Consider the following 21,360-nt stretch of genomic DNA (forward strand, 5'->3'; position numbering starts at 1 on the left):
GGGGTTACCTATAACTATCCCAAACGCCTATCTTTAGCAGGTGAAACCATGCCCGTCATAGAGGTTGAGAACGTTAGGAAGTACTACGGCGAAGTCAGGGGCGTTGATGGACTGAGCTTCTCCGTGGAGAAGGGCGAGATCTACGGCTTTCTCGGACCGAACGGGGCAGGAAAGACGACAACCGTTAAAATCCTGGTGAAAATCCTGAGGGACTATGAAGGAGCCGTAAAAATCCTAGGAAAAGACCTCAGGGAATGGGGGAAGGATTATTACAACAAAATCGGTGTTTCCTTCGAGTTTCCGGCAGTCTATTCAAAGCTCACCGCCCTGGAAAACCTTGAGTTCTTTGCGAGCTTTTACAGAAAGCACCTTGATCCTCTAGAAGTCCTCAAGGTTGTCGGGCTTGAAAGCGATGCCCATAAGCTCGTCTCCGGCTTTTCCAAGGGAATGAAGAAGAAGCTCGATCTGGCGAGGGCTCTGCTCCCGGATCCGGAAATCCTCTTCCTTGACGAGCCCCTCGAAGGCCTCGACCCGGCGAGCGCGAGGAGGATAAAGGACCTGCTCCTTGAGATGCGTGAAAGCGGGAAGACCGTCTTCTTAACCACCCACAACATGTACGTCGCCGACGAGCTCTGCGACAGGGTTGCCTTCATTGTGGACGGAAAAATAGTCCTCGTCGGAAACCCGGGCGAGCTGAAGGTGAGGATGGGTAAGCGGGTCATAAAAGTCGAGTACGTGGCCAGCGGCGATGTGAGGGCCGCCGAGTTCCCGCTCGAAGGAATAGGCCGGAACGAGGAGTTCCTCGACATTCTAAGAAACTACGAGGTCGTGAGGATAAACACCGAGGAACCGACTCTGGAGGAGATATTCCTCAAGGTGACAGGGAGGAGGCTAGTATGATAGGCGAACTGGTACGGCTCGACTTAAAGGTCGGAACGAGGGGCTACGTCTACCCGATATACCTGCTGGTGGCTTTGGCCTACGGCCTCATGGTCATGGCGTTTCCCGAGGAGTATCGTTCAGTGGTGGTTCCAATATTCCTTCTCCTGGAACCGGGTTTGGTTGGCACCTTCGTCGGCACGATCATCTTCGCGGAGAAGAAGGACGGGACAATAGGTGCTCTGGCCGTTACTCCTCTCGACTGGAGGGCCTACATCCTTGCCAAAACGCTCCTCATGGCGCTGGTTTCCCTCCTCGCGGGGGCCATTATATTCCTCATCGGCACCCGCTCCCTTGACGGGCTGCCCTACGTTCTGGCAGGCACGTTGCTGGTTTCGACCGTTTATACCCTCCTGGGGATCGCGATTTCAGCCAAATACCGCGACCTGGATGATTACTTCGTCCCCCTGCTAGGGGTCATGGTGGTATCCCTTCTTCCCTTCGCCCACTACCACGGCTATCTGACGGGTGGGATATGGAAGGTTCTCTACGCCGTCCCCAGTTATCCATCCATCTACTTCTTCAGCGCCCCCTTCGAGAGTGTTTCGGCGGGAGCCCTGCTCCGGTCGGCGTTGGGGCTGGTGATATGGGGGGTTCTGGCGTATTACTTCGCCAAAGTTCGCTTTTACAGATATGCTGTGGAGGGGTTGAGATGAGCTTTGTAAGAAAATTTGCCGCCATTTACAAGACGGACCTCAAGCTACTCCGCAGGGACCCGATGCTCCTCTACAGTGCTGCCATGACGCTAATCCTGCTCTTCGTCGTCCGCTACTTCAAAGACCGCATGGGGGAGCTTTACTATGCCGTTGCCCTCTTCGTCCTGATATTCATCCCGATGATATTCGGCATGATTCCAGGCTTCATGATGGCCGACGAGAAGGAGGAGAAGACGATTCAGGCTCTGCAGGTCATACCGATTTCCAGCGAGGCGTTTCTGGTTTACCGCCTTACTTGGGCTTCGCTGGTGACGATGCTCTTCACGGTAATAGCGCCGGGCATCCTTGGCTTGGAGATTCCCCGGAGGGGAGTTCTGGCTCTGGCCGTTCTCTTCCTGCTGGAGGTCTGGATTTATGGACTGCTCATTACCGTCTTCGCCGAATCGAGAATGCAGGCACTTACGGCATCCAAGGTTATCGGCTGGTTCCTGATTCTGCCGGTGGCGATAAAGCTCGTCGTCCTCTGGAGGAACCTCCCAACGGACTGGAGCAGGCTTACCGCCTTCCTGCCGACGTACTGGACGTACAGGGTCTTCGAGGCCATAGCAGTCAACGATTACGGCGACTTTCCGGCCGCTGTGGTCGTGCATCTGGTTTGGCTCGTTCCGCTGGTGGTGCTCTTCAGGAGAAGGGTGCTTTGATATTTTCTTTTTGTTTGTTATGGTCAAAAAAGAATAGAGGAGTTCATGAACCCGGGTTAGTGGAATCCGGGCATATCCCCGTTCTTGGGTCGCATGGAGGGTTTCCTCCGCCGTCGCCGGGGATGAAAATGTCGCCGTAGATTCCCGAAAGATGGTATCTCTTCCCCTTGTAGTAAAACTTGACCTTGCTGGTGTAGAACTTGCCGGTGACCGAATACGACTCATCCTTGAGGTTGACATCGATGATGACTATGGAATGGCCGTACTTGTTTTCAGTAAGTCCAACGCCTATTGCCACCACAAAGGGTGCAAATTCCCACTGCCCCGTTCCCAGGGTTGCAAGTGCCGCCATTGATGCGGAAAACAGGGAGATTGTATTGTGCCGTCTTACAAACTCAAAATCTTCGACCAGTATTCCAAAGTTTTTAGAGACGGTCAGTGAGGGTTCCCAGTACCTGTGAATAAATGACATGGTTCTCTGGAAGGTACCGCCGTACATGCTGCTTGGCCCCGGTTCGACGACCAGCCTGGGCTTCATGTCAGTCTCGTCGGGCTTTCCCACTATAACATATGCCACGTCATCAAGTTTTTTGTCAATGAATGAGTTTCTGGAATAGTACAGGTAGTGCAGCCTGTACTTTGCCAGGGCAACGTTTCCCTTCACGCCTGCTCCTACCACAGAGGGGCTGGGTACCTTATCCCCCGCGAGTCTAAGTTCCGGATACGAGAGAGTTAGTTCCCTTGTGTCGATTGTGTATGAGAAACCAAGTATCTGCGCGTCCTTCGATATGCTCCCCCCGCTTTTTTTCTCGACGACCCCTGCCGCTGAAAATGCAAGTTCAACTGCACTTATGTCTAGATAACCATAGCTCACTTTAATGACAACGGAATGAAGCCTTTCTGTATCCCCAGTAATCTCAAGGGCGGCAAGTGGTATGAGAGTACCGGATTTTGAAGCTATGACTTCTTCGAGCTTCCAGTAATAGCAGGCGTAACCATCCCTGGATACTGGAACACAGTCCTCAGGTCTGAAGTCCTGGTCGGGTACCCAGGAGTTTTGTGCAGAGACCGGGGTACTTGATGCATGTTTCGTGACTTCAAAAAACAGTTCCTTGGATTCGGAGGTTGTATGTAGGGATTTCACATTTTCTTTAGGAATCCTTGTTTTGACAGTCTTCTTTTCAAGGATCCTTTTTACGTTCAGCGGGATTGACTGCATGAAGTAGTCCACATCACCATCATTCGTATGTACGGTGCCAACGAGTATCACTGCAGGGTTCACGCCCGCGGGATCCAAGCTGGCACCCCTTAGATATGACATCCACTCTTTCATACCGGCCAGCACTCGTCCGTAGTTAATTTTAACCCTGTCCTTTCCTGAGAATGTCCCCAGCTTCACAAGCGAGCCGTTTGGAAGAAGGAGGGACGCCGTAACTATTCCGTATCCCTTCTCTGGAAGCTCGACCTCAAGGCTTGGGCCGAAGAGAAAGCTCCGCTTGTACTCAATTTTGGTCCCAAGGTACTCCTTGGACTCTACGGGGATGCTGTACACTGCTGCCCCCGAGACTACACTCCCCAGAAACAAAACTACTGTCAGCACAACAATGATTTTTTTCATCGCATCACCTCAGTTTTATGAGTAAATATAGTCATTATAAGCCTTTTGGATAGTGGAAAACGAAGGTGCTTAATACGAAAGCAATAACTTCCAACTCTAGTACTGTGAATACCATACCAACAAACCGGAAAAGCGTGAAGGATACGGTGAGAATAGTACAAGAACCGCAACGTCAAGGAAAAGGGGAAAGAAGCTCAGTCAAGCTTCTTGTGGCAGAACCACCAGTCGTAGCACTCGATCTCTCCGCGGGCCTTGGCCTCCTCGCGCTCCTTGATGGCGTCGACTGTCCCCGCCGGCGGAACGATGGCGCGGTCGCCGATGAGCTCGTTGTTGGGCCACTTGTGCGGCAGGGCAACACCCTTCTCGGTGCTGGTCTTAAGGGCCTTGACGAGCCTGAGTATCTCGTCCCAGTCCCTGCCGACCTCGGCCGGGTAGTAGACTATCGCGCGAATGACGCCCTTGTCGTCGACGATGAAGACCGCCCTGGCGGTTATCGTTGCACCGCTCGGGATCATGCCGAGGGTCTCAGCGAGGTCGCCGCGGTCGTCGGCGATGACCGGGAAGGTTATCTCCTCACCGAGGTTCTCCTTTATCCACTCCATCCACTTCAGGTGGCTGAAGACCTGGTCAACGCTAAGCCCGATCGGCTCAACGCCGAGCTTCCTGAACTCCTCGGCGCGCTTCTGCATCGCGTAGAACTCGGTCGTACAAACCGGGGTGAAGTCAGCCGGGTGGCTGAAGAGAACGAACCACTTGCCCTTCTCAGTGAAGTAGTCGGGCAGCTTTATCCTGCCGTGGGTGGTGTTGACCTCAACCTCTGGGAACTTTTCTCCTATCACTACCATCTCCCATCACCTCATTTTTCTATGTTTTCTTCACTATAAACCTGTTTGGTTCGGATATATAAACCTTTCGGTTCGTCTTACGGCACTAACTTTGTCGAATATCCAATAATCTTAAGGGGTCGGGGGATATGTGTGCAAAGAATGCCCCTCGTTCGTTGTCATAGTGGGGGACAGAACAGAAATGCATTGTCAAAAAGCTTGAAGAAAAAGTTCATTTTTGCCTTAAACCTTCCTGACATCAACCCATGTTGAATGGTACGCCGAAGCGTTCCCGTACTTTTCGACGGTTTCATCAGCCGCCAGGAAGTTGGCGTTCCATCCGAGAATCCTGGCCCAGAAGGCCTTGTAGAGCATCACAACTCCCCGCGGGACGTCTTCCGTGAGCCTAGCCTCCGTTCTGATGCTTCCATTGCCGTTGAAGACCTCGACGGTGTCCCCATCTTCAATGCCCCTCCATCCGGCGTCGGCAGGATTGATGTAGAGGTTCGGGTCGATCATCCAGTATGTGTTGTGGTACTGGCTCGTTATCGTCATTCTGTAAGTCGGCGTGAGGAGCCGGAGTGGGTACTTTCCTTTAAACTTCCGGTACTCGGGAAACGGGCTTAGACCCCTCTCCACTGCCCTCTGGGAGTAGAACTCGATCCTTCCGCTCGGCGTTTCCCAGGTTCTCGGTTTCTCCGGAACCCTGACGAAACCCCCAGCCTTCAGCTCTTCCCAGCTTATGCCGTTGCTCTCCAGGACCTTTCTGATAACCTCCTCGTCGCTCTCATAGAGGTGTGGGTTATCGATGCCGAGGGCCTTCGCCAAAAGTCTCGTTACCTCGCTGTTGCTCTTTCCGTGAAGCCCTGCGACCGGCTCGTTTAGAGCTATGTAACGGTGGTAATAGCTATCCGCTATATCCAGCCTCTCGAAAAAGGTGTTCGCAGGCAGGACGACGTCGGAGTAGAGCGCGGTATCCGTCAGGAATATATCATGCGTGACCACGAAAACGTCGTTTTCGAGCAAAGCTTTCCTCAGCCGGTTCTGGTTCGGCAGGCTCGCGAGGGGGTTGGAGTTGTAGACGTAGAGGAACTTTATCTCTCCCCTCTCGATGTACTCGGCAAGCTTCATCTGGGGGATTCTCTTGGCAGGCTTCGTTCTCAGGAATGCGCCCTCTGCATAGGACTTGTCTATCGTCTTCATGTCGTAGATGAAGCCGAAGCGATGGCCCACCAATGCCGGAAGGATTGCTATCGCCCTGACCGCCTCTCCGCCGGCCAGGGAGCGCTGGAAGCCGTAGCCTATGTGGATTACTCCCCTCTTTTCGGCGAACTCCCTCGCGAAGGTCCTTATCTCATCAGTCCCTATCCCCGTCTCCCTGCTCACATAGTCAAGTGATAATGTTTTTACATAATTCGTGAATTCTTCAAAACCATAAACGTTCCCGCGGACGAAGGCTTCCTCGTAGAGCCCTTCCTCGATTATAACCTTCGCAACTCCGAGGGCAAAGAGGACGTCGGTATCGGGTCTTATCCTGAAGAACCTATCTGAGCGCTTGGCCGTTTCCGTTCTGATGACGTCAACCGTCCAGATTTCGAGACCGTATTTCCTCGCCAGCGTGAAGCCGTGCAGGTTCGTCCAGGAGGCGTTTATTCCCCAATATACAAGCAGTTTCTGGTTCTTCAGCCCCTCGGGGTCCATCCCGACTGCCGTTCCGTAAACGTCCCTCAGGGCCTCCTGCCCGGCCCTGTCGCAGATGCCGTAGTCGAGCATAGCCGTGTTGAGGTAGTGGAAGAGCCTCAGCGGGAAGGCATAGTTGACCACGCCTCTATCGCCGGCGTACTGGTAGACTAAGACGCTTTCGCTCCCATGCCCTTCAATGGTCTCCCTAAGCTTTTTGGCAACCAGCCCAATCGCCTCATCCCAGTCCGTTTCCCTGAACTTGCCGCTTCCCCTCTCGCCCGTTCTAACGAGCGGTTTTTTGAGCCTGTCCTCCGCGTGGAACCATTTTGGGAGAAGCGCGCCCTTCGGGCAGAGGAAGCCGGCCGTTATTGGGTGTTCAGGGTTGCCCTTAACCCTGAGCCGGCCGTCCCTGAACTCACTCAGGATCGAGCATGTGTCGTAGCAGTCACGGGTGCAGACTGAGAAGGGCATTATAACCCCCTAAAGATGGGCGATGTGAAATATAAAAAACCTTTGTTTCGCTTGGAAGGATTATGTTGGCAAACTATTGTCCATCACACTACCCATGATGCGAAACGCTGAACCGATAGATATTTTATACTTCTATTTATAACTTTGAGTTTACGAAATTTTTTTAAGTCTGGATTATTCATCCTAATTGAAACCTTCCGGGAGTGGTAAGATTGAACCGCCGGTGGGTTGGAGCGTTAATTCTCCTGCTCGTGTTGACGTTGCCCGGAGCCGCGGCTCTCCCCCTGCCGTGGTCCGGGCTTCCTGTAATGGGAACAAATTCGGGAGCGTATCCAATCCGCCTCGACGGCGTTGAGCAGAGCGGCAACATCGCAGTCGTTACCTGGGACGTCCCACCGAACTGCATCTCCGGCTATGGGACTGTCCTTATAAGTAAAGACGGCAGGAGCGTCACCGAGCGCGTCAGCCTTGGCCGGCTGAAGCCCTGGGGCAAGAAGGTAGCGGTTTTCCTGAACGTCAGGGATCCGGTTTACGTTAAACTGCGCATCACCTCCGGAAACGGCATCTTCATGAGTTCATGGGTAAGGCTAACACCACAATCCACACCGAGGTTCTTCCCAACCGACTACACGGTAACCTATCCAGCACAGAAAGGAGAGATAAGACCACAGTTCATTCAAATCCCGATCCTTATCGGAGCAATAATCTCAGTAGGTTTTGCGCTCTGGGACGCGTACGACGCGTACAACGTGTGCTCCGACTACGGTGGTGACTCCATAAAGTGTACCGTTGCCGCGGGTTCCGTGTTTGTTTTCAGCCTGGCAATAGAAGGCGATGAGATTGTTAGCATATTCAGGCACGGTGATGAGCTTGTCGAAGTTCCTGGAAGAGTGTACTCCATATTGAAGCGCCTCGACATTGTTGAGGAGATTGACCAGGGGCTTCAAAAGGCCAGGTTCGTAAATGAGAGGTTCGCCCACATCTTTGACGACATAGCTAAGCACGGTGATGACGCCGCAAAGGCTCTTGATAATCTCGTTAGCAAAGGGGTTTCAACGGAGGCAGTTGAAGAGGCCGTCAAGCACGGAGCAACGATAAAAGGAGTCAAGGAAGGGGTTGAGAGGTTTGCAGAGAAGTCTTCATCCTTCATAGTCAAGAACAGCGGAAAGGAGTATACAGTCGTCCTTGAGAGGGGAACCGAGAGGAGCGGACTGCTTCATGCATTCCTCAGGCACGTTTGGGGGTACGAGATGGAGGGCGCAGGGATAACAACCTTCTGGCCAATGGGTCAGAAGATTGTCGTGAACGGTCAGGCGAAGCAGTTGCCTAAGGTATTCAGGAACGAGCGCGAGCTCAGAGAGTTCCTTGATGAAGTACTGGAGAGAGCACTCCAGAAGGAGAAGTATGTGAAGAAGTTCAAGAAGGGTAGTGTTACCTTAACTGTCGAACTCTCGGACGTTGGTATTTACAAGGAAGGAATAACATCAATAGAGTTCGCATTCGAATACAAAAACGGTGTCCACTACCTGAAGACTGCTTATCCAAAAACAGGATACAATGTTTGGGCTTACAAACCGTGGAAAAGAGCTATAGAGCCTGTGGGGTGAAGGACATGAAAGAAGTAATCCTCCAAGGAAAGCACATTTCACTGAAGATATACCTTAAAAAAGCCCTTGATTTAGTCTTTCCTTTTCCAGTTCTTCTTTTCATTGACGGTAATCTAATCGCCGGAACCTGCTGGATTAGAGATGATGGAAATAAAAAGCTGTATCCAATTCAAGGAGACCCTACAGGAATTATTCAGGAGTTTCTCTACTGCTGCGATTTCCTTATTAACAGTGAAGAACTTGAGGGAGGAGGTTTTATAGGCAACCTCAGGGAGTATGCGGGAAAACTCGGCTTTCCTATAAAGAAAAATACAAAGCTGTACTTTACAAGCTTAGTGATATACATGGGCGAGTACATCTTTGAACTTGATGGAAATACCGTAAATGTTCATTACAACAACATTCCGCTAAAGGATACAAACTGCACAGAATTTATAGGACACTGGAAGGGAACAGTATCTATTCCCCTAAATGATCTCGTGGAAGATGTACTAAGCCTCTCCAAAAAGTATATCGAAGAGATAGCCCCAATAGAGACTAAAATGTTGGTAGAGTTGGGAGAAAAAGAAGAGGATATTGCCGCCAAATTGGCTCTCCTTAGGAAGTTAAGAAGAAGAGTAGAATTCAGCACGATATAACGAGTTTTGGGGAGACAATGGGCGAAGCCAAAGTGAACATATTTACCGAAGACGTGCTTGGGATTTCGGGAAGTATCTTAGGTTCAAGTTTGAACTCGTGGGAAACGAGTACAGGCTAGTGAGCGCATATCCGGCAAGGGGGAGCAAGGTATGGGCGTATAACAAGAAGAAGGGCTTCTTTATACAGGGGTGATTTAATGACGGTAAAACTTGAGGGACAGAAGGTAACCATAGAAGGCAAGTTGATAAGGCTGGAGTCTGACCTTAGGAAGGTTATTGGAGATGTAGTCCAGCCTTTTCCCCTTTCTTTATCAAAGATAACCCTCTAACAGTTACATGCTGGCTTGTGGACGGTAAACCTTCCGTGGATTACACTCTTGAGGGGTCTCCCTATGGTGTCTTTCAGGAGTTGTTGGAGTGCTGTTTGTTCCTTCTGGGTTTGGATGAGTACACTGAGGAGGAGGTTAGAAAGATTAGTTCCTTTGCCAAGGAAGACGCCCAGTATTGGGGGGTCAGCGTTAAAGAGGATACTATAGTGTTTTACACAAACCTTCTCATATCATGGATGCACTTCTTTTTTGAACTCGACGGAGATATCTTAAAAATCCATTATTACAATGACATCTTAGCGCACACCGACTGCCCAGAATTCAAGGGCAGGCACAGGGGTGTTGTTGAAGTTCCTCTCAAGGAGTTCATTGAGGATGCTGTGAGTTTGGCCGAGGAGTATTTGGAGAAAGTATTCCCCCTCGAGACAGAGATTGTGATTACCAAACTCAAGCCAGAATCTGACTTCCCTAACTGGAAAGAAAAATTGAAACACAAACTTAATTTGATTAAAGAGGCCTTGTACCGGCCGGAATGAAGGAGAATAAGGGTAAGGGTCTTATTCACATGCTCCTGAGGCACGTTTGGGGTTACAAGATGGAGAAGGTGGGGAGGACGGACTTCTGGCCTTTGGGTCAGAAAATCGTTGATCCCAAAACTGGAAGGGTTGTCCAGCTTCCAAAAGTCTTCAGGAACGAGCGCGAGCTCAGAGAGTTCCTTGATGACGTGGTGAAGAGGGCGCTTAAAGACCCCGACTATGTTAAAAAGTTCAATGGTGGTGGCAAGGTTATACTGACGATCAATCTTAAAAAGCTCGGCATAAGAAAAGAGGGGATAGACGTCGTGGAATTCGTGTTTCTGAGAGAAGGGAACAGTTACTGCCTAAAAACTGTTTATCCCAAGGCAGGTTCAGCAGTTGCAAAGTATGTCTCAACAATTGGCAGGTGGGTGGGTTAAGCATGAGAACCATGGCTAGTCCTATAACTCTTCGAGGAGACTGTGTTGAGATACACATAGATCTCTCAACTTTTAACACAGCTGAGCCAGCCTTCCCCTTTCCAATTATTTTGAGAGTAAATGGACAAATTTTGGCCGGATTATGCTGGAGCACGGAAGGTGGGAAACTAACCGGACAGCCGGGAGATCCTTACGGGGTACTTCAAGAACTCCTAAACGTGTCGAAGGCAATGTTACAAAAACAAACTGAGTATGATACGACATTGTTTATATACTTTGGTAATTATGTGTTTAAATGCAAAAACAGCAATAGTTTATTAATATATTATGAGAATGAGCTCCTATCTTATACTGACTGTCCTGAATTCAAGGGTAGGCATAGGGGTGTTGTCGAACTTCCCCGTAAAGAGTTCGTTGAGGATGTTTTGAAAATCAGCAGGGAGTACCTAGAAAAGTACGCTTCAGTTATCGAAAAAATCAGGCTTGAGCACGGGGAAGAGCCGGACGATTATGACTTCCTCTGGGGGCTTTACCGGGAAGTTAAAGAACTGTACGGGAAGAAGTTTGGATCAAAAAATCGTCGAGCCTAAAACCGGGAGAGTTGTTCAGCTTCCAAAAGTCTTCAGGAACGAGAAAGAGCTCAGAGAGTTCCGTGATGACGTGGTGAAGAAGGCGCTTGAAAATCCCGAGTACAGGGAGGAGTTCCTCACTCATATAGGAGAGGGTAAGAGCTTTGGAATCTTAGTGGACCTTAAGAAGCTTGGAATGCATGTTGATGGGATTGATGTGGTTAGGCTGGAGTTCAAGTTCGAGGATGGGGAGTTTGTGCTTAAGACGGCGTATCCAGAGAAGGGTAGTGCTGTGTGGTCGTACAGGTATGTTAACAGGTATGAACGTGGATGGGTCAGGGAGGGTTAAACAGTGTGGGTCACACTGAAGGGGAAGCACTTAACAGTGAATATAGACCTTGAGAGGTATATCAGCACTCCCTACCCTTTCTTTTTGATTTTTATGATAGACGAGCATTTACTCTTGGGAGCCTGCTGGGAGGGAGAATTCGAAGGAGCCAACGCGGACGTTTACGGGTTTTTTGAGAGTTTGTTAACTGCCTGCTATTACTTTTTACAGCCAGAACACCCGCACGTTCAGGAGATAACCAAATACGACCAGGGAGAAGCAACTCCCGGCAGGGTTCAAAATTAACCACTAGCAATTACCTTTTCCACAACAGGGAAGACATGCGTGTTCTATAAAGCTCCCCAATAAAGATCCTTCAAAAAACTTATGGTGAGATTCTTATCCTCTCGGCCGCGTCCCTCTCGACGAGAACCTTTCCAAGGCTCCTGGGAATGATGACGAGGTCGCCCGCCCTGAAGGGTCCGTATTCCCTCAGCTCGGGGTCGAGTATCTTCGGCAGGCCAACCTTGATTATGTATGCCTCCCTGGGAGCCCTCCTCTGTGGAACCTCCCTCTCCGGAGCCTTCTCGCTCGCCTCGACGGTCTCCTCGGGAACTTCCGGCAGCTCTTCGCGTTCTATGAACGCCCTGAGTATCGTGAAAATCCGCCTCTCCTCGGAGGTCAACCCGTATGGGACGCCCTCAACGGCGAGGTCAACGATTTTATGGAGCCTGATTTTGATTATCTCACGCATGAGCCTCTCCGCTATCCCCAGCTGGGCAAGGTAAAGCCTCTCCTCGATGTCCTCACCCCTCTCGCGGGAGCTCTCCGCGCTGAGCTTTAGGGCCTTAATCAGGCTGTCGAATTCCTCGTAGAACTCCCCGTCCAGCTCCGCCAGCTCCGGCGATGAAAGCTCCGCCTCAAGCAGTTCCCTGAGCCTGACTATGTCCACGCTCCCACCAGCCTAGAAATTAGAGAAAAAGAAATCAGTCCTCGACGCGCGGGGCGAGGAGGAATATCAGCTTGCCTTCATCCCTTATTGGGTACTCCATCTGGAGGGGCATCTCGTTGCCGAACCGGATTATGACCTCGTCGGCCTTGCCGATGCCCTTTATCATGTCGGCGAGGTAGCTGATTCCGTAGGCGCTCCTAGTTTCCTCCTCAACCTCAAGGTCGAGAAGTCCCTCATCCTCAAGGGTGAGCTTTATCTCAACTTCGTTGGTCTCCCCCTCGGCGCGCATTATGAACTCGTTTTCGCTGGCGATGAACTTGAGAGCGTCGCTGACGAGGGAGGCATCCTTAACGGCCTCCTTGAGGACCTCGCCGAGGACGACGACCTTGGCCGTGAACGGAAGCTCCGGAAGGTCGAGTTCGAGCTCCTCCACCTCGATGAGCGGGAGTTTGAAGGTTCTCTTGGCGGTGCCTTCAAAGATGACTTCGAGGAAGTTCTCGTCGCCCTTTCTGAGGATGAGCGTGTCCTTGTTCTTGCCGCGCTTGAGTATCTTCTTGAAGTGGTCCATGTTGATTCCTATAGTTTCTTCTTCCTCCACCTCGTACTTGGAGAAGATGCTATTCGGGAGGTTGAGGTCAATGAGAACGACCCTGCTCGGATCCATCGCGCGCATCCCAATCCCTTTTCCGGTTATCTTGAAGGCAGCCTCATCGATGAGGTTGCTTGCGGTGGCTATTAGATCCGCGAAATCCTTGGCACCATCAAAAACTATCTCGAACGGCATATTTACCCCTCCTTTAATATATCGAGCATCAGCCTAACCCTTTCTTTGCCGCGGAATAAATAAGCTTTTCCGTTGTCGGTGTCGGGTATCCTCCTGTAGGCCTCCTCAAGCTCCTTCAGCGCTTTCTCAGCTAGCTTTCTGAGGGTTTCGCGTTCCAGTTCGTTCACTCGTACGACCTCCAGACGTGGCCGCACTTGGTGCACCTGTAGAATATGGTGCTCGGCTCATCGCCGGCCCTCGTCTGCATCTCCCACCAGTAGGCGGTATCGTTGCCGCACTTCGGGCAGGTGACCTTCGTCGTCGGCAGGGTCTTGACGTCCTGTTCAACGACGATTATTCCCTCGTCCGGCTTGTGCTCGACCTTCTGCTTTATAACGGTCTTCTCCCTGTCCTTCTGCTCGTCAAAGGGCTCCTCGTAACCACATGAGCGGCAGACCCAGATCTTCCGTTTCCTGTCCGGAAGCATGAGGTTACCGCACTTTGGACAGAACTTCATCTTTCTCACCCCTTTAGCCGAGGGTTCGGTATGTGGAAGGAGAATAAAAAGTTTTGCCAAAGCTAACCCACCACCTCGAACCTGGCCGAAAGGGTTATTTCATCACTCCGACTCCCGCAGCGCCCCCCGTCGATGATAACGGTTTTCTCTATGTGGTATCTGCCGGGTGGAAGGGGTTCAAGCTTCCCGTTCCTCCCACCATCAGTGGAATCGTCTGGGTCCAGCTCTGACCGCCCTATCCGGTATCCTATGGCTGTGAAGCTGAAGCCGATGGGTATTTCGTGCCATCTTCCATCATCAAAGCGGTAGAGCCTATGACCTCCTCCCCGCCCTGAAGGGCGGGGCTTGAAGAAGAGAAAAATGTCAGATGAAAGAGAAAAGAAGGCATCACTCCCTGAGCGGGAGTCCGTAGTCGAAGGAGTAGTAGACCTTCTGGAAGTTCTGCCTGAAGTAGAAGACGTCGCGCTCGACCTTCTTCGGATCCTCCTTGTCGATGAGGACGCGCTTGATGAAGTGTGCTATCTCCTTCATGTCGTCTTCGAGCATACCGACGCGGGTCATCTCCTGGACGCCTATGCGCAGGCCGCTCGGCTCGTTGACCTTTTCAAGCGGGTCCCAGGGCAGGAGGTTCTTGTTGAGGATTATGCCGGCCTCTTCGAGGAGCGGGGCCGCCCAGCCGCCAGCGGCCTCGTGGAGGTCGCTGACATCGACGATGACCTGATGGCTCTCGGTGTAGCCCTTGTCCTCGCCGATGACCTTAAAGCCCTCCTCGGCCATAGCCTCCGCGAGTGCCTTCGCGTTCTTGACGACCTGCTCCGCGTACTTCTGGCCGTACTCAAGCATCTCCGCGGCGGTGACCACCTTTCCGGCCATGTGGTGGAGGTGGTGGTTGCTGAGAACTCCCGGGAAGATGGCCCACTGGAACCTGGCTATCTCCTCGGTTTCTCCGAAGCGCTTGTAGAGGATTATTCCGCCCTGCGGTCCCGGGAACGTCTTGTGGGTTGAGGCGGTAATCAGGTCGGCGCCCTCGCGGAGCGGGTCCTGGAACTGCTTCCCGGCGATGAGACCGAGAACGTGGGCGGCGTCGTACATGACGTACGCTCCAACCTCCTTGGCGACCGGGGCAAGCTCCTTGACCGGGTGCGGGAACGGGAAGAGCGAGCCGCCGAAGACGACTATCTTTGGCTCAAGCTCGCGGATGAGCTTCTCCGCCTTGTCAACGTCGATGTTGAACTCCTCGTTGTCAAAGGGCCAGGTGTGAACTTCCAGACCGCGCATTCCGGCGGCACCGAAGGGCATGTGGCTTATGTGGCCGCCGTGGCTGGTGTGGAGAACGATGGCCTTGTCGCCAGCGTTGGTGAGCCCAAAGAAAGCGGCCTGGTTGGCGTTGGTTCCGGAAATCGGTCTGAGGTCAGCAAAATCGCTCCCGAAGAGCTTGGTGAACAGCTCGACACCGATGAGCTCAACCTCGTCAACGTACTTGCAGCCCTGGTAGTAGCGCTGCCTCGGCCAGCCCTCGGCGTACTTGTGCATGAACCCGCTCGCAACGGCGCGGGTGACACTTGGGGAAGTTATGTTCTCACTTGCGATGAGGTTTATGGTGTGGCTCCTCCACTTCTCATGCTCCTCAACAAAATTCAGAACCCTGTCACGGTAGTCCTTGTATCCTTCAGCCATGGGAAACACCTCGATGGGGATTTGAACGCGGGAAATATAAACCTTACCGAGGAAGGAAAAATTGAAGGGTCAGCGGCGGAGCTTCGCCGCGAGCCACATCAGGATTGGGAGCACTATGAAGGCCAGCATATCTCCCGTGTCGCCCGCGAACGCCAGCACATCGGCGAAGTTCCTGACGCCCGCGAAGTACAGAACCGCCGGCGGAACCACCGTGAGCGCCCAGGAGGCCTTCCTGTCAAGCTTCACGAACTCCTCGTTGTTGCTCTGCTGTGCAAGCGCGAGGCCTATGTAGCTCGTGGTTATCGCAAGGAGCGGGATGAGGTTGCCAACGATTCTGCCGAGGTGGCCGTAGAGCAGCTCAAGCCCCTGCGTGGCTATCTCGGGGGTCTCCTTTCCGAAGACCAGCAGGAACGCGGCCATGAAGACCGCGTAGATGACCGTCGGGATGAGGAAGGCAAGCACGATGACCTTCTTGGTCTCCTCGTAGCTTCCGAGCCCCTTGTAGACGTCGGGGATTATCGTGTGGCAGCCGAGGGCGAAGATGGCGACGCCGGTTATACTGAGCAGTCCCGAGAGGTCGGTGTAGAGGCCGTTGCTGAGTTCTGCGTGGGGTGCGAGCATGACCGTCACAGCTATGAACAGCGCGAGCATCAGGTAGCTCATCGCAAGTTCGGTCTTTCCGCTTGCCTCAAGCCCGCGGTAGACGACGAAGGATGCCAGCACCCAGAATATCGCCGCTCCCAATGTGTCGCTGACCCCAAAGAGGCTCGCGAAGACGCTTCCCATTCCGGCAATGTACGCCAGTATGGCACCGAAGCTCATTATGAAGATGCTGAGGTACATCAGCCAGCCGCCGGCCTTTCCAAGGGTCCTGTTGGCGATGGTGCTCATCTGGGCCCCGCCCATCTCTGCCGAGAACTTGAGGATTATGAACGCCGTCGCGAGCATCAGGAGCATAACACCCGTGAGAACCCCCAGCGCGGGGATGAGGCCGACCTTGCTCGCCGCGTAGGGCAGGCCGAGAACACCCGCCCCTATCTGGGTTCCAACCAGTATTGCTAGCGCCTCGTTTTTCGAGATGTGGGCCTTTTCAACCCGTATCGTGCTCGTCCTTATTGCAGCGACCCCTTTCCGCTTCCTCATGAGCTGTATCAGCGCCGCCTTCCTTCTCAGCTTCTTCCGTCTCGCCAGTGCCTGCCGCTCAGCGTAGTACCTTCCGTGTGATGTGGTGACCTTTTTCCTGGGGGTTCCATCAGTTATGGGCATCATCTCACCTCCTTGTTCCTGCAGATGTGTTCATGAACACAATTTAAATCCTCCCCCGGAAACATGAAGTGTATTTCAAAAATTATTCGGACGGAGGAGGGGAGTACCAAACAGTGGGAGAATTTTTAAGGATACCAAAGTAGATAAGAACATGATAGAGGAGGCAGCCAAACTGCTGGCCCGCTCAAGGTTTGCGATTGCTTTTACTGGTGCCGGAATAAGTGCAGAGAGCGGTGTTCCCACGTTCAGGGGATTCAACGGGCTGTGGAAGAGGCACCGGCCGGAGGAGCTTGCGACGCCCGAAGCCTTCAGGAGGGATCCCAACCTCGTCTGGGAGTTCTACAGGTGGCGCATGGGGTTGATACGAAAGGCCAGGCCCAACAGGGCGCACTACGCGCTGACGGAGCTTGAAGGACGTGGGATTCTGAAGGCGGTTATCACTCAGAACGTTGATGACCTCCACAGGGAGGCTGGAACGAAGAACCTCATCGAACTTCACGGCAACATCTTCCGGGTGAAGTGCACCTCCTGCGGTTACGGCGAGTACCTCAAGGAGAGCGGAAGGCTGGGGGAGTTTCTCCGGGAGAAGGGCCTTCCCAAGTGCCCGGACTGCGGCTCCCTCCTGCGGCCCGACGTCGTTTGGTTTGGAGAACCCCTTCCGAGGGGGGCCCTCGACGAGGCCTTCAGGCTCGCTGAGAGGGCAGACGTCGTCCTGGTCATAGGGACGAGCGGCGTCGTCTATCCGGCTGCGTACGTTCCGCAGATAGTCAAGGAAACCGGTGGAAAGGTTATCGAAATCAACCCGGAGGAGAGCGGGATAACACCCATAGCGGATGTTTTCCTCCGCTGCCCGGCGGGAGAGGCCATGGAGAAGCTGATGGCAAGGGTTAAGGGGCTGATAGGATGAGCGGAAAGGTTCTGCTGGTCGGATTCCTGCCCGATGAAGTCGAGAGACTGCGAAAAGCCCTTCCGGTTCCGGTTTTTGAGGTTCCCGAGTACTGCAGGGATTGGGTCGTGAGCGAGGTGGTCGATAAGGCGGAGGAGCTGAGCGGCTCGGGGTACTGGCACCTAAGGAAGTTCGTGATCATGCATGGCGTTGATAACGAAACGCTGAAGAACGTCATGCGCTCGGTCAAATCCCTCAACATGGGCAGGGTCATCTTCGCCACAACCACCGAGACCTCCCTCACCTGGAGGCTTGAAGACCTGCTCAGCGAGCTGATGGCCGAGGACGAATACTTCAAGGCCGCGCGCTGGGCGCGTGAGGAAGCGGAAAAAAGGAAGGGCCTTTTCCTCGACATTGGGAAGGGATGAACCGCCGCCCGAAAGGTTAAATATCCAGAACGAGTAGACTGCGGTGGGTGAAGGGATGATAAAGGTCGTGTTCTTTGACCTGGATGACACGCTCGTGGACACGAGCAGACTGGCGGAGATGGCGCGAAAGAACGCGATAGAGAACATGATACGACATGGTCTTCCCGTTGATTTTGATACCGCCTATCACGAGCTCCTTGAGCTGATAAACGAGTACGGGAGCAACTTCGGCAGGCACTTCGACTACCTGCTCAGACGCCTCGACCTGCCCAGCAACCCGAAATGGGTGGCCGCCGGTGTCATAGCGTACCACAACACCAAGTTCGCATACCTGAAGAGCGTCCGCGGTGCCAGGCGGCTCCTGCTTGAGCTGAAGAAGTCGGGCTATAAGCTCGGCATAATCACCGACGGCGACCCGATAAAGCAGTGGGAGAAGATAATCCGTCTCGAACTGGACGACTACTTCGACGGAGTCTTCATATCCGACTACCTGGGCGTCAAGAAGCCCCACCCCAAGATATTCCAGAAGGCCCTCAGGAAGATGGGGGTCGAGCCCGGGGAGGCGCTGATGGTGGGCGACAGGCTGTACTCCGACATCTACGGGGCAAAACAGGTCGGCATGAAGACCGCATGGTTCAAATACGGCAAGTACGCTGGCAGAGAGCTCGAATACCTGGAGTACGCCGACTTTACAGTGGGATCTCTGGAAGATGTTCTGGAGATAGTCAGGGGGCTGAGCCTTGAGGAGGAAGAGCGTCCAGATAAGGAAGTTCATGCTGATTGACTCCGCCTACAAGTCGAGGATACTCAGGGGCGACAAGGTCACCACGATTCGCTACGGGGACTACGAAGCGAAGCCGGGGAGCGAGGTCTACCTTGTAATAACGCCGAGCGACACGGCTATAGCAAAGGTTAGGATAACCCGCGTTGAAAAGAAAAAGGTCAGGGAGCTCACCAACGAGGATGCAAAACTCGACGGCTTCTCCGACGTTAGGGAGCTCCTTCGGGAGCTGAACAGAATCTACGGCGAGCTGTACGGCGACGACGAGGTTACGGTAATAGGCTTCGAGGTTCTCAAAAGATTTGACGACGGGATTCCCCTCAAGTGGCTCAAGGGCCTGAACTACCGCGAGCCGACGGAGATAGCGCGCCTCTATCTCGAAAACCGGGAAAAGCTGAACCTCAACCGCGAGACGGACTTCATAATGCGCAGGATTTACAACGAGGGGCTTGGGAGAGCCGTGAGAACCTTCGGGCCGAAGAAGGTCCAGGGAGCGCTCCTTAAGACCTACCACGCCCTCTACGCGGCGGGGATTATTTGAAGCCTCAAAGTCTACGCCCCGATTCCCCTTTTCACTGCCTGGTGGAGCCTATAGAGGACGAACGGTTCGCCGGGTCCCCTCTCGATGGTCAGTCTGTATACCCTGAGGATGTTCTTAACGACCACCTCCCAGCTGAACTCCTCCTCAACGCTTTTTCTGGCCCTCCGTCCCATGGCCCTCCTCACCTCAGGATTTTCCAGGAGGAATTCCAGGTTCCTCAGCAGTTCGGCATCGTCCTGTGAGACGAGTCCCGTTTCTCCGTGCCTGACGACCTCGCTGATGCCCCCGTGGTTGTTGGCAACAACTGGGACGCCGCATGCCAGGGCCTCAAGGGCCGCTATTCCAAAGGCCTCGTAAATGGTGGGGGAAAAGTACACGTCGGTGGCCTGCAGGTAGTCCCTCACGTTTTCCCTCGGCAGCTTTCCAACCAGTCTGACCCTGTCATCAACGCCGTACCTGCGTATCAGCCTCTCGATGTTCCCCCTTTCCGGGCCATCACCAATGATAACGAAGTTCACATCCTCCCGCGTTTCCAATCTCGCCGCTATCAATGGGATCACGTGTATCCTCTTTCTTTTGGTCAGCCGGGACGTCGTCGTTATTACGAGTCCATTCAGGCCCAGTTCTTCCTTCTTTTCCTCTCTGTTCCCGGCAGGTCTCCAGAAGCCCGTATCTATGCCGTTGGGGATGGTGTGTATCTCCCTGTCCCCGAGGCTCCTTCCCAGGATGGAACGCAGGTCGTTCTCAACGGCCCTGCTCACCGCTATGAAGCCGTCCACCTTCTGAAGGGAGAGTCTCAGGAGGGCGATGTTGATGGGGTTCATGGGGGAATCGCCGAGGAAGGAGTGGTCTGTGATGAGGCTAGGAACGCCCCTTATTCCGCTTGAGAGATTTGAAACACCCACCGCGATCGGGGAGTACACGCTGTGACCGTGGGTAATATCAAAGTTCTCCCTTTTGTAAAGCTCGTTCACCTCCTTCAGCATCCCGGTGCCGATGCTGACGTGGACGTTTTCGAGGGTCAGCCTCCCCCTGAACCTGTGAACAAAGTACGGAAGCTCATGGTCGGGAAAGTCACCCGGTCCGGTTATCACGTGGACTTCGTGACCCATCTCCACCAGACGGGTTGCCAGGTCGTGAATGTGGTACTCCACGCCTCCGACGCTCGGAAAGAACCAGTCAGAGGCTAGTGCGATTTTGAGGCTCTCCATACCTTCATCCCTCCGGAAGTTACAAGCGTCACGAACCCAACAATCGTGCTCGATACGTAGGATATGAAGCGTTCGAGCAGTGCAACTGAAACCGCGAGGGGGCCGTCTATCCCGAAGTACTTCATGGAACCGACGAGGCCTCCTTCGACGATGCCTATCCCCCCGGGAGTGAACGCCAGCAAACCGAAGAGCAGGTTTGCGAGCGAAATTACCGCCAGGAGCTCCAGCGGCGGGTTCCATTTGAAAGCCATCGTTATCAGCTTCAGCCTCGTTATGTCAAGCGCCCACACGAGGGAACTCAGTCCGACGACGGTGAGGTTGAAAGGTACGTTCTTCTTAAGTGCGACAAGTCTATCAACGTCCTCCTCGCTTATGTGGGTTTTGAAAATCCTCAGTGAAAACCTAACCGTACTCTCCCACTTCAGCCACAGCCCCACCACGAGTGCCGTTATCAGGAGGGTCGAGGCCACGAGGTGACCTGAAAAGTGGGAGAGCCCAATCGCCAGCAACAGCATTAACGGGACTACCTCGGAGATTCTTTCATAGATTATACTCCCCATTGACAGCGTTACGGGCACATCGTGCACCTTCGATATCCACGCCACCCTGAGAACCTCTCCCCCACCGCGGCTCATGGGGGTGATGTTGTTGATGAATATTGAGGAGAGGGTAACCTTAAGCAGCTCCAGGAGCGGTATCTCGCGTCCCATCTCGCTCAGAACTATCTTCCAGCGAAGGGCGTAGATTACGGTGCTCACATAGTACGTGCCCATGGCTCCAACGAAGAACCATAATGCCCTTGGATCCATCGAGCCTATGAGCGAAGTGTAGTTTCCAAAGTCCATGGTACTCACCTGTGTTTTCTGAGGATTTGAGCCTGTGATTTAACGTCGGGTGGTGGTTGATAGCGGGCAGACGGTGCCGCGGAATTCTGGCTTTCTCTGAGTTAAAAGGTCCTGTCGGCCGGCTACTCGTGTTTACCTTCACAGGAGTATATAAAGCTCTTCTGGCTCAAAATTT

The 21,360-nt window shown here is 53.2% G+C and carries 26 protein-coding genes; 15 read left to right on the forward strand and 11 right to left on the reverse strand.

What is annotated here, in order from left to right:
- Nucleotides 1-48: 48 nt before the first annotated feature.
- Genes E3E51_RS05425 through E3E51_RS05435 form a run of 3 tightly spaced genes read left to right on the forward strand, consistent with a single transcriptional unit; the run spans nt 49 to nt 2,296 of the window.
- Nucleotides 49-900: an ABC transporter ATP-binding protein gene (locus E3E51_RS05425; RefSeq protein WP_167912054.1), complete on the forward strand. Its 852-nt coding sequence runs from the start codon at nt 49-51 to the stop codon at nt 898-900.
- Nucleotides 897-1,595, forward strand: coding sequence for an ABC transporter permease (locus tag E3E51_RS05430; RefSeq protein WP_167912055.1), 699 nt, complete (start codon nt 897-899; stop codon nt 1,593-1,595). The genes E3E51_RS05425 and E3E51_RS05430 overlap by 4 nt, the downstream gene beginning before the upstream one ends.
- Nucleotides 1,592-2,296, forward strand: coding sequence for an ABC transporter permease (locus tag E3E51_RS05435; protein WP_167912056.1), 705 nt, complete (start codon nt 1,592-1,594; stop codon nt 2,294-2,296). Before E3E51_RS05430 ends, E3E51_RS05435 begins: the two co-directional genes overlap by 4 nt.
- Nucleotides 2,297-2,339: 43 nt before the next feature.
- Here E3E51_RS05435 and E3E51_RS05440 read toward each other — a convergent pair whose 3' ends face one another.
- The 3 genes from E3E51_RS05440 to E3E51_RS05450 all read right to left on the reverse strand — a co-directional run bounded on the left by E3E51_RS05440 (nt 2,340) and on the right by E3E51_RS05450 (nt 6,892).
- On the reverse strand, nt 2,340-3,914 hold the full coding sequence (locus tag E3E51_RS05440; RefSeq protein ID WP_167912057.1) for a hypothetical protein: 1,575 nt from the start codon (nt 3,912-3,914) through the stop codon (nt 2,340-2,342).
- 194 nt (nt 3,915-4,108) lie between these two features.
- On the reverse strand, nt 4,109-4,759 hold the full coding sequence (locus E3E51_RS05445) for a peroxiredoxin (RefSeq protein ID WP_167912058.1): 651 nt from the start codon (nt 4,757-4,759) through the stop codon (nt 4,109-4,111).
- Nucleotides 4,760-4,981: 222 nt separating this feature from the next.
- Nucleotides 4,982-6,892, reverse strand: a complete 1,911-nt coding sequence (locus tag E3E51_RS05450) for a molybdopterin-dependent oxidoreductase (protein ID WP_167912059.1) — start codon at nt 6,890-6,892, stop codon at nt 4,982-4,984.
- Nucleotides 6,893-7,104: 212 nt separating this feature from the next.
- Between E3E51_RS05450 and E3E51_RS05455 the strand changes: the two genes are divergently transcribed.
- The 8 genes from E3E51_RS05455 to E3E51_RS05485 all read left to right on the forward strand — a co-directional run bounded on the left by E3E51_RS05455 (nt 7,105) and on the right by E3E51_RS05485 (nt 11,624).
- Entirely contained in the window at nt 7,105-8,499 is a 1,395-nt protein-coding gene (locus tag E3E51_RS05455; protein ID WP_167912060.1) for a hypothetical protein, read from the forward strand.
- Nucleotides 8,500-8,504: 5 nt separating this feature from the next.
- A complete protein-coding gene (locus E3E51_RS05460) occupies nt 8,505-9,137 on the forward strand; it encodes a hypothetical protein (protein WP_167912061.1) in 633 nt (210 codons plus the stop codon).
- Nucleotides 9,138-9,334: 197 nt separating this feature from the next.
- The gene (locus tag E3E51_RS13260) at nt 9,335-9,466 is read left to right on the forward strand and encodes a hypothetical protein (RefSeq protein WP_277346760.1); all 132 of its coding nucleotides are present in this window, start codon (nt 9,335-9,337) and stop codon (nt 9,464-9,466) included.
- A gap of 17 nt (nt 9,467-9,483) precedes the next feature.
- The gene (locus E3E51_RS05465; RefSeq protein ID WP_167912062.1) at nt 9,484-10,002 is read left to right on the forward strand and encodes a hypothetical protein; all 519 of its coding nucleotides are present in this window, start codon (nt 9,484-9,486) and stop codon (nt 10,000-10,002) included.
- Complete coding sequence (locus E3E51_RS05470) at nt 9,999-10,421, forward strand: hypothetical protein (protein WP_240924255.1); 423 nt, start codon at nt 9,999-10,001, stop codon at nt 10,419-10,421. Before E3E51_RS05465 ends, E3E51_RS05470 begins: the two co-directional genes overlap by 4 nt.
- Nucleotides 10,422-10,423: 2 nt before the next feature.
- Nucleotides 10,424-11,011, forward strand: a complete 588-nt coding sequence (locus E3E51_RS05475) for a hypothetical protein (RefSeq protein WP_240924256.1) — start codon at nt 10,424-10,426, stop codon at nt 11,009-11,011.
- The gene (locus E3E51_RS05480; protein WP_167912063.1) at nt 10,986-11,339 is read left to right on the forward strand and encodes a hypothetical protein; all 354 of its coding nucleotides are present in this window, start codon (nt 10,986-10,988) and stop codon (nt 11,337-11,339) included. Before E3E51_RS05475 ends, E3E51_RS05480 begins: the two co-directional genes overlap by 26 nt.
- 3 nt (nt 11,340-11,342) lie before the next feature.
- Complete coding sequence (locus E3E51_RS05485) at nt 11,343-11,624, forward strand: hypothetical protein (protein ID WP_167912064.1); 282 nt, start codon at nt 11,343-11,345, stop codon at nt 11,622-11,624.
- A 79-nt stretch (nt 11,625-11,703) separates the two neighbouring features.
- Here E3E51_RS05485 and E3E51_RS05490 read toward each other — a convergent pair whose 3' ends face one another.
- The 6 genes from E3E51_RS05490 to E3E51_RS05515 form a co-directional block, all read right to left on the reverse strand.
- On the reverse strand, nt 11,704-12,270 hold the full coding sequence (locus E3E51_RS05490; protein ID WP_167912065.1) for a hypothetical protein: 567 nt from the start codon (nt 12,268-12,270) through the stop codon (nt 11,704-11,706).
- A 34-nt stretch (nt 12,271-12,304) separates the two neighbouring features.
- Complete coding sequence (locus E3E51_RS05495) at nt 12,305-13,054, reverse strand: DNA polymerase sliding clamp (protein ID WP_167912066.1); 750 nt, start codon at nt 13,052-13,054, stop codon at nt 12,305-12,307.
- A gap of 2 nt (nt 13,055-13,056) precedes the next feature.
- Nucleotides 13,057-13,221 carry a hypothetical protein gene (locus E3E51_RS05500; RefSeq protein WP_167892235.1) on the reverse strand — a complete coding sequence of 55 codons (165 nt, stop codon included), beginning with the start codon at nt 13,219-13,221 and terminating at the stop codon, nt 13,057-13,059.
- Nucleotides 13,218-13,550: a transcription factor S gene (locus tag E3E51_RS05505; protein WP_167912067.1), complete on the reverse strand. Its 333-nt coding sequence runs from the start codon at nt 13,548-13,550 to the stop codon at nt 13,218-13,220. The genes E3E51_RS05500 and E3E51_RS05505 overlap by 4 nt, the downstream gene beginning before the upstream one ends.
- A 387-nt stretch (nt 13,551-13,937) precedes the next feature.
- The gene (glyA, locus tag E3E51_RS05510) at nt 13,938-15,227 is read right to left on the reverse strand and encodes a serine hydroxymethyltransferase (protein ID WP_167912068.1); all 1,290 of its coding nucleotides are present in this window, start codon (nt 15,225-15,227) and stop codon (nt 13,938-13,940) included.
- A 69-nt stretch (nt 15,228-15,296) separates the two neighbouring features.
- Entirely contained in the window at nt 15,297-16,493 is a 1,197-nt protein-coding gene (locus tag E3E51_RS05515; RefSeq protein WP_167912069.1) for an aromatic amino acid transport family protein, read from the reverse strand.
- Nucleotides 16,494-16,644: 151 nt separating this feature from the next.
- Here E3E51_RS05515 and cobB point away from each other — a divergent pair, with 151 nt between their 5' ends.
- From cobB to E3E51_RS05535, 4 genes are read left to right on the forward strand one after another with little or no spacing between them, the layout of a single operon-like run.
- Nucleotides 16,645-17,400, forward strand: a complete 756-nt coding sequence (gene cobB, locus E3E51_RS05520) for an NAD-dependent protein deacetylase (protein ID WP_167912070.1) — start codon at nt 16,645-16,647, stop codon at nt 17,398-17,400.
- The gene (locus E3E51_RS05525; RefSeq protein ID WP_167912071.1) at nt 17,397-17,807 is read left to right on the forward strand and encodes a DUF3783 domain-containing protein; all 411 of its coding nucleotides are present in this window, start codon (nt 17,397-17,399) and stop codon (nt 17,805-17,807) included. The genes cobB and E3E51_RS05525 overlap by 4 nt, the downstream gene beginning before the upstream one ends.
- A gap of 55 nt (nt 17,808-17,862) precedes the next feature.
- Nucleotides 17,863-18,591: a TIGR02253 family HAD-type hydrolase gene (locus tag E3E51_RS05530; protein ID WP_167912072.1), complete on the forward strand. Its 729-nt coding sequence runs from the start codon at nt 17,863-17,865 to the stop codon at nt 18,589-18,591.
- A complete protein-coding gene (locus tag E3E51_RS05535) occupies nt 18,548-19,129 on the forward strand; it encodes an ASCH domain-containing protein (RefSeq protein ID WP_167912073.1) in 582 nt (193 codons plus the stop codon). The genes E3E51_RS05530 and E3E51_RS05535 overlap by 44 nt, the downstream gene beginning before the upstream one ends.
- An 11-nt stretch (nt 19,130-19,140) precedes the next feature.
- Here E3E51_RS05535 and E3E51_RS05540 read toward each other — a convergent pair whose 3' ends face one another.
- Together E3E51_RS05540 and E3E51_RS05545 are read right to left on the reverse strand one after the other, a co-directional pair.
- On the reverse strand, nt 19,141-20,340 hold the full coding sequence (locus tag E3E51_RS05540; protein WP_167912074.1) for a glycosyltransferase family 4 protein: 1,200 nt from the start codon (nt 20,338-20,340) through the stop codon (nt 19,141-19,143).
- Entirely contained in the window at nt 20,316-21,185 is an 870-nt protein-coding gene (locus E3E51_RS05545; RefSeq protein ID WP_167912075.1) for a lysylphosphatidylglycerol synthase transmembrane domain-containing protein, read from the reverse strand. The genes E3E51_RS05540 and E3E51_RS05545 overlap by 25 nt, the downstream gene beginning before the upstream one ends.
- Nucleotides 21,186-21,360: the final 175 nt, after the last annotated feature.

Origin of the sequence: Thermococcus sp. 21S7, from assembly GCF_012027615.1 — an archaeon.
Classification (GTDB): Archaea; Methanobacteriota_B; Thermococci; order Thermococcales; family Thermococcaceae; genus Thermococcus.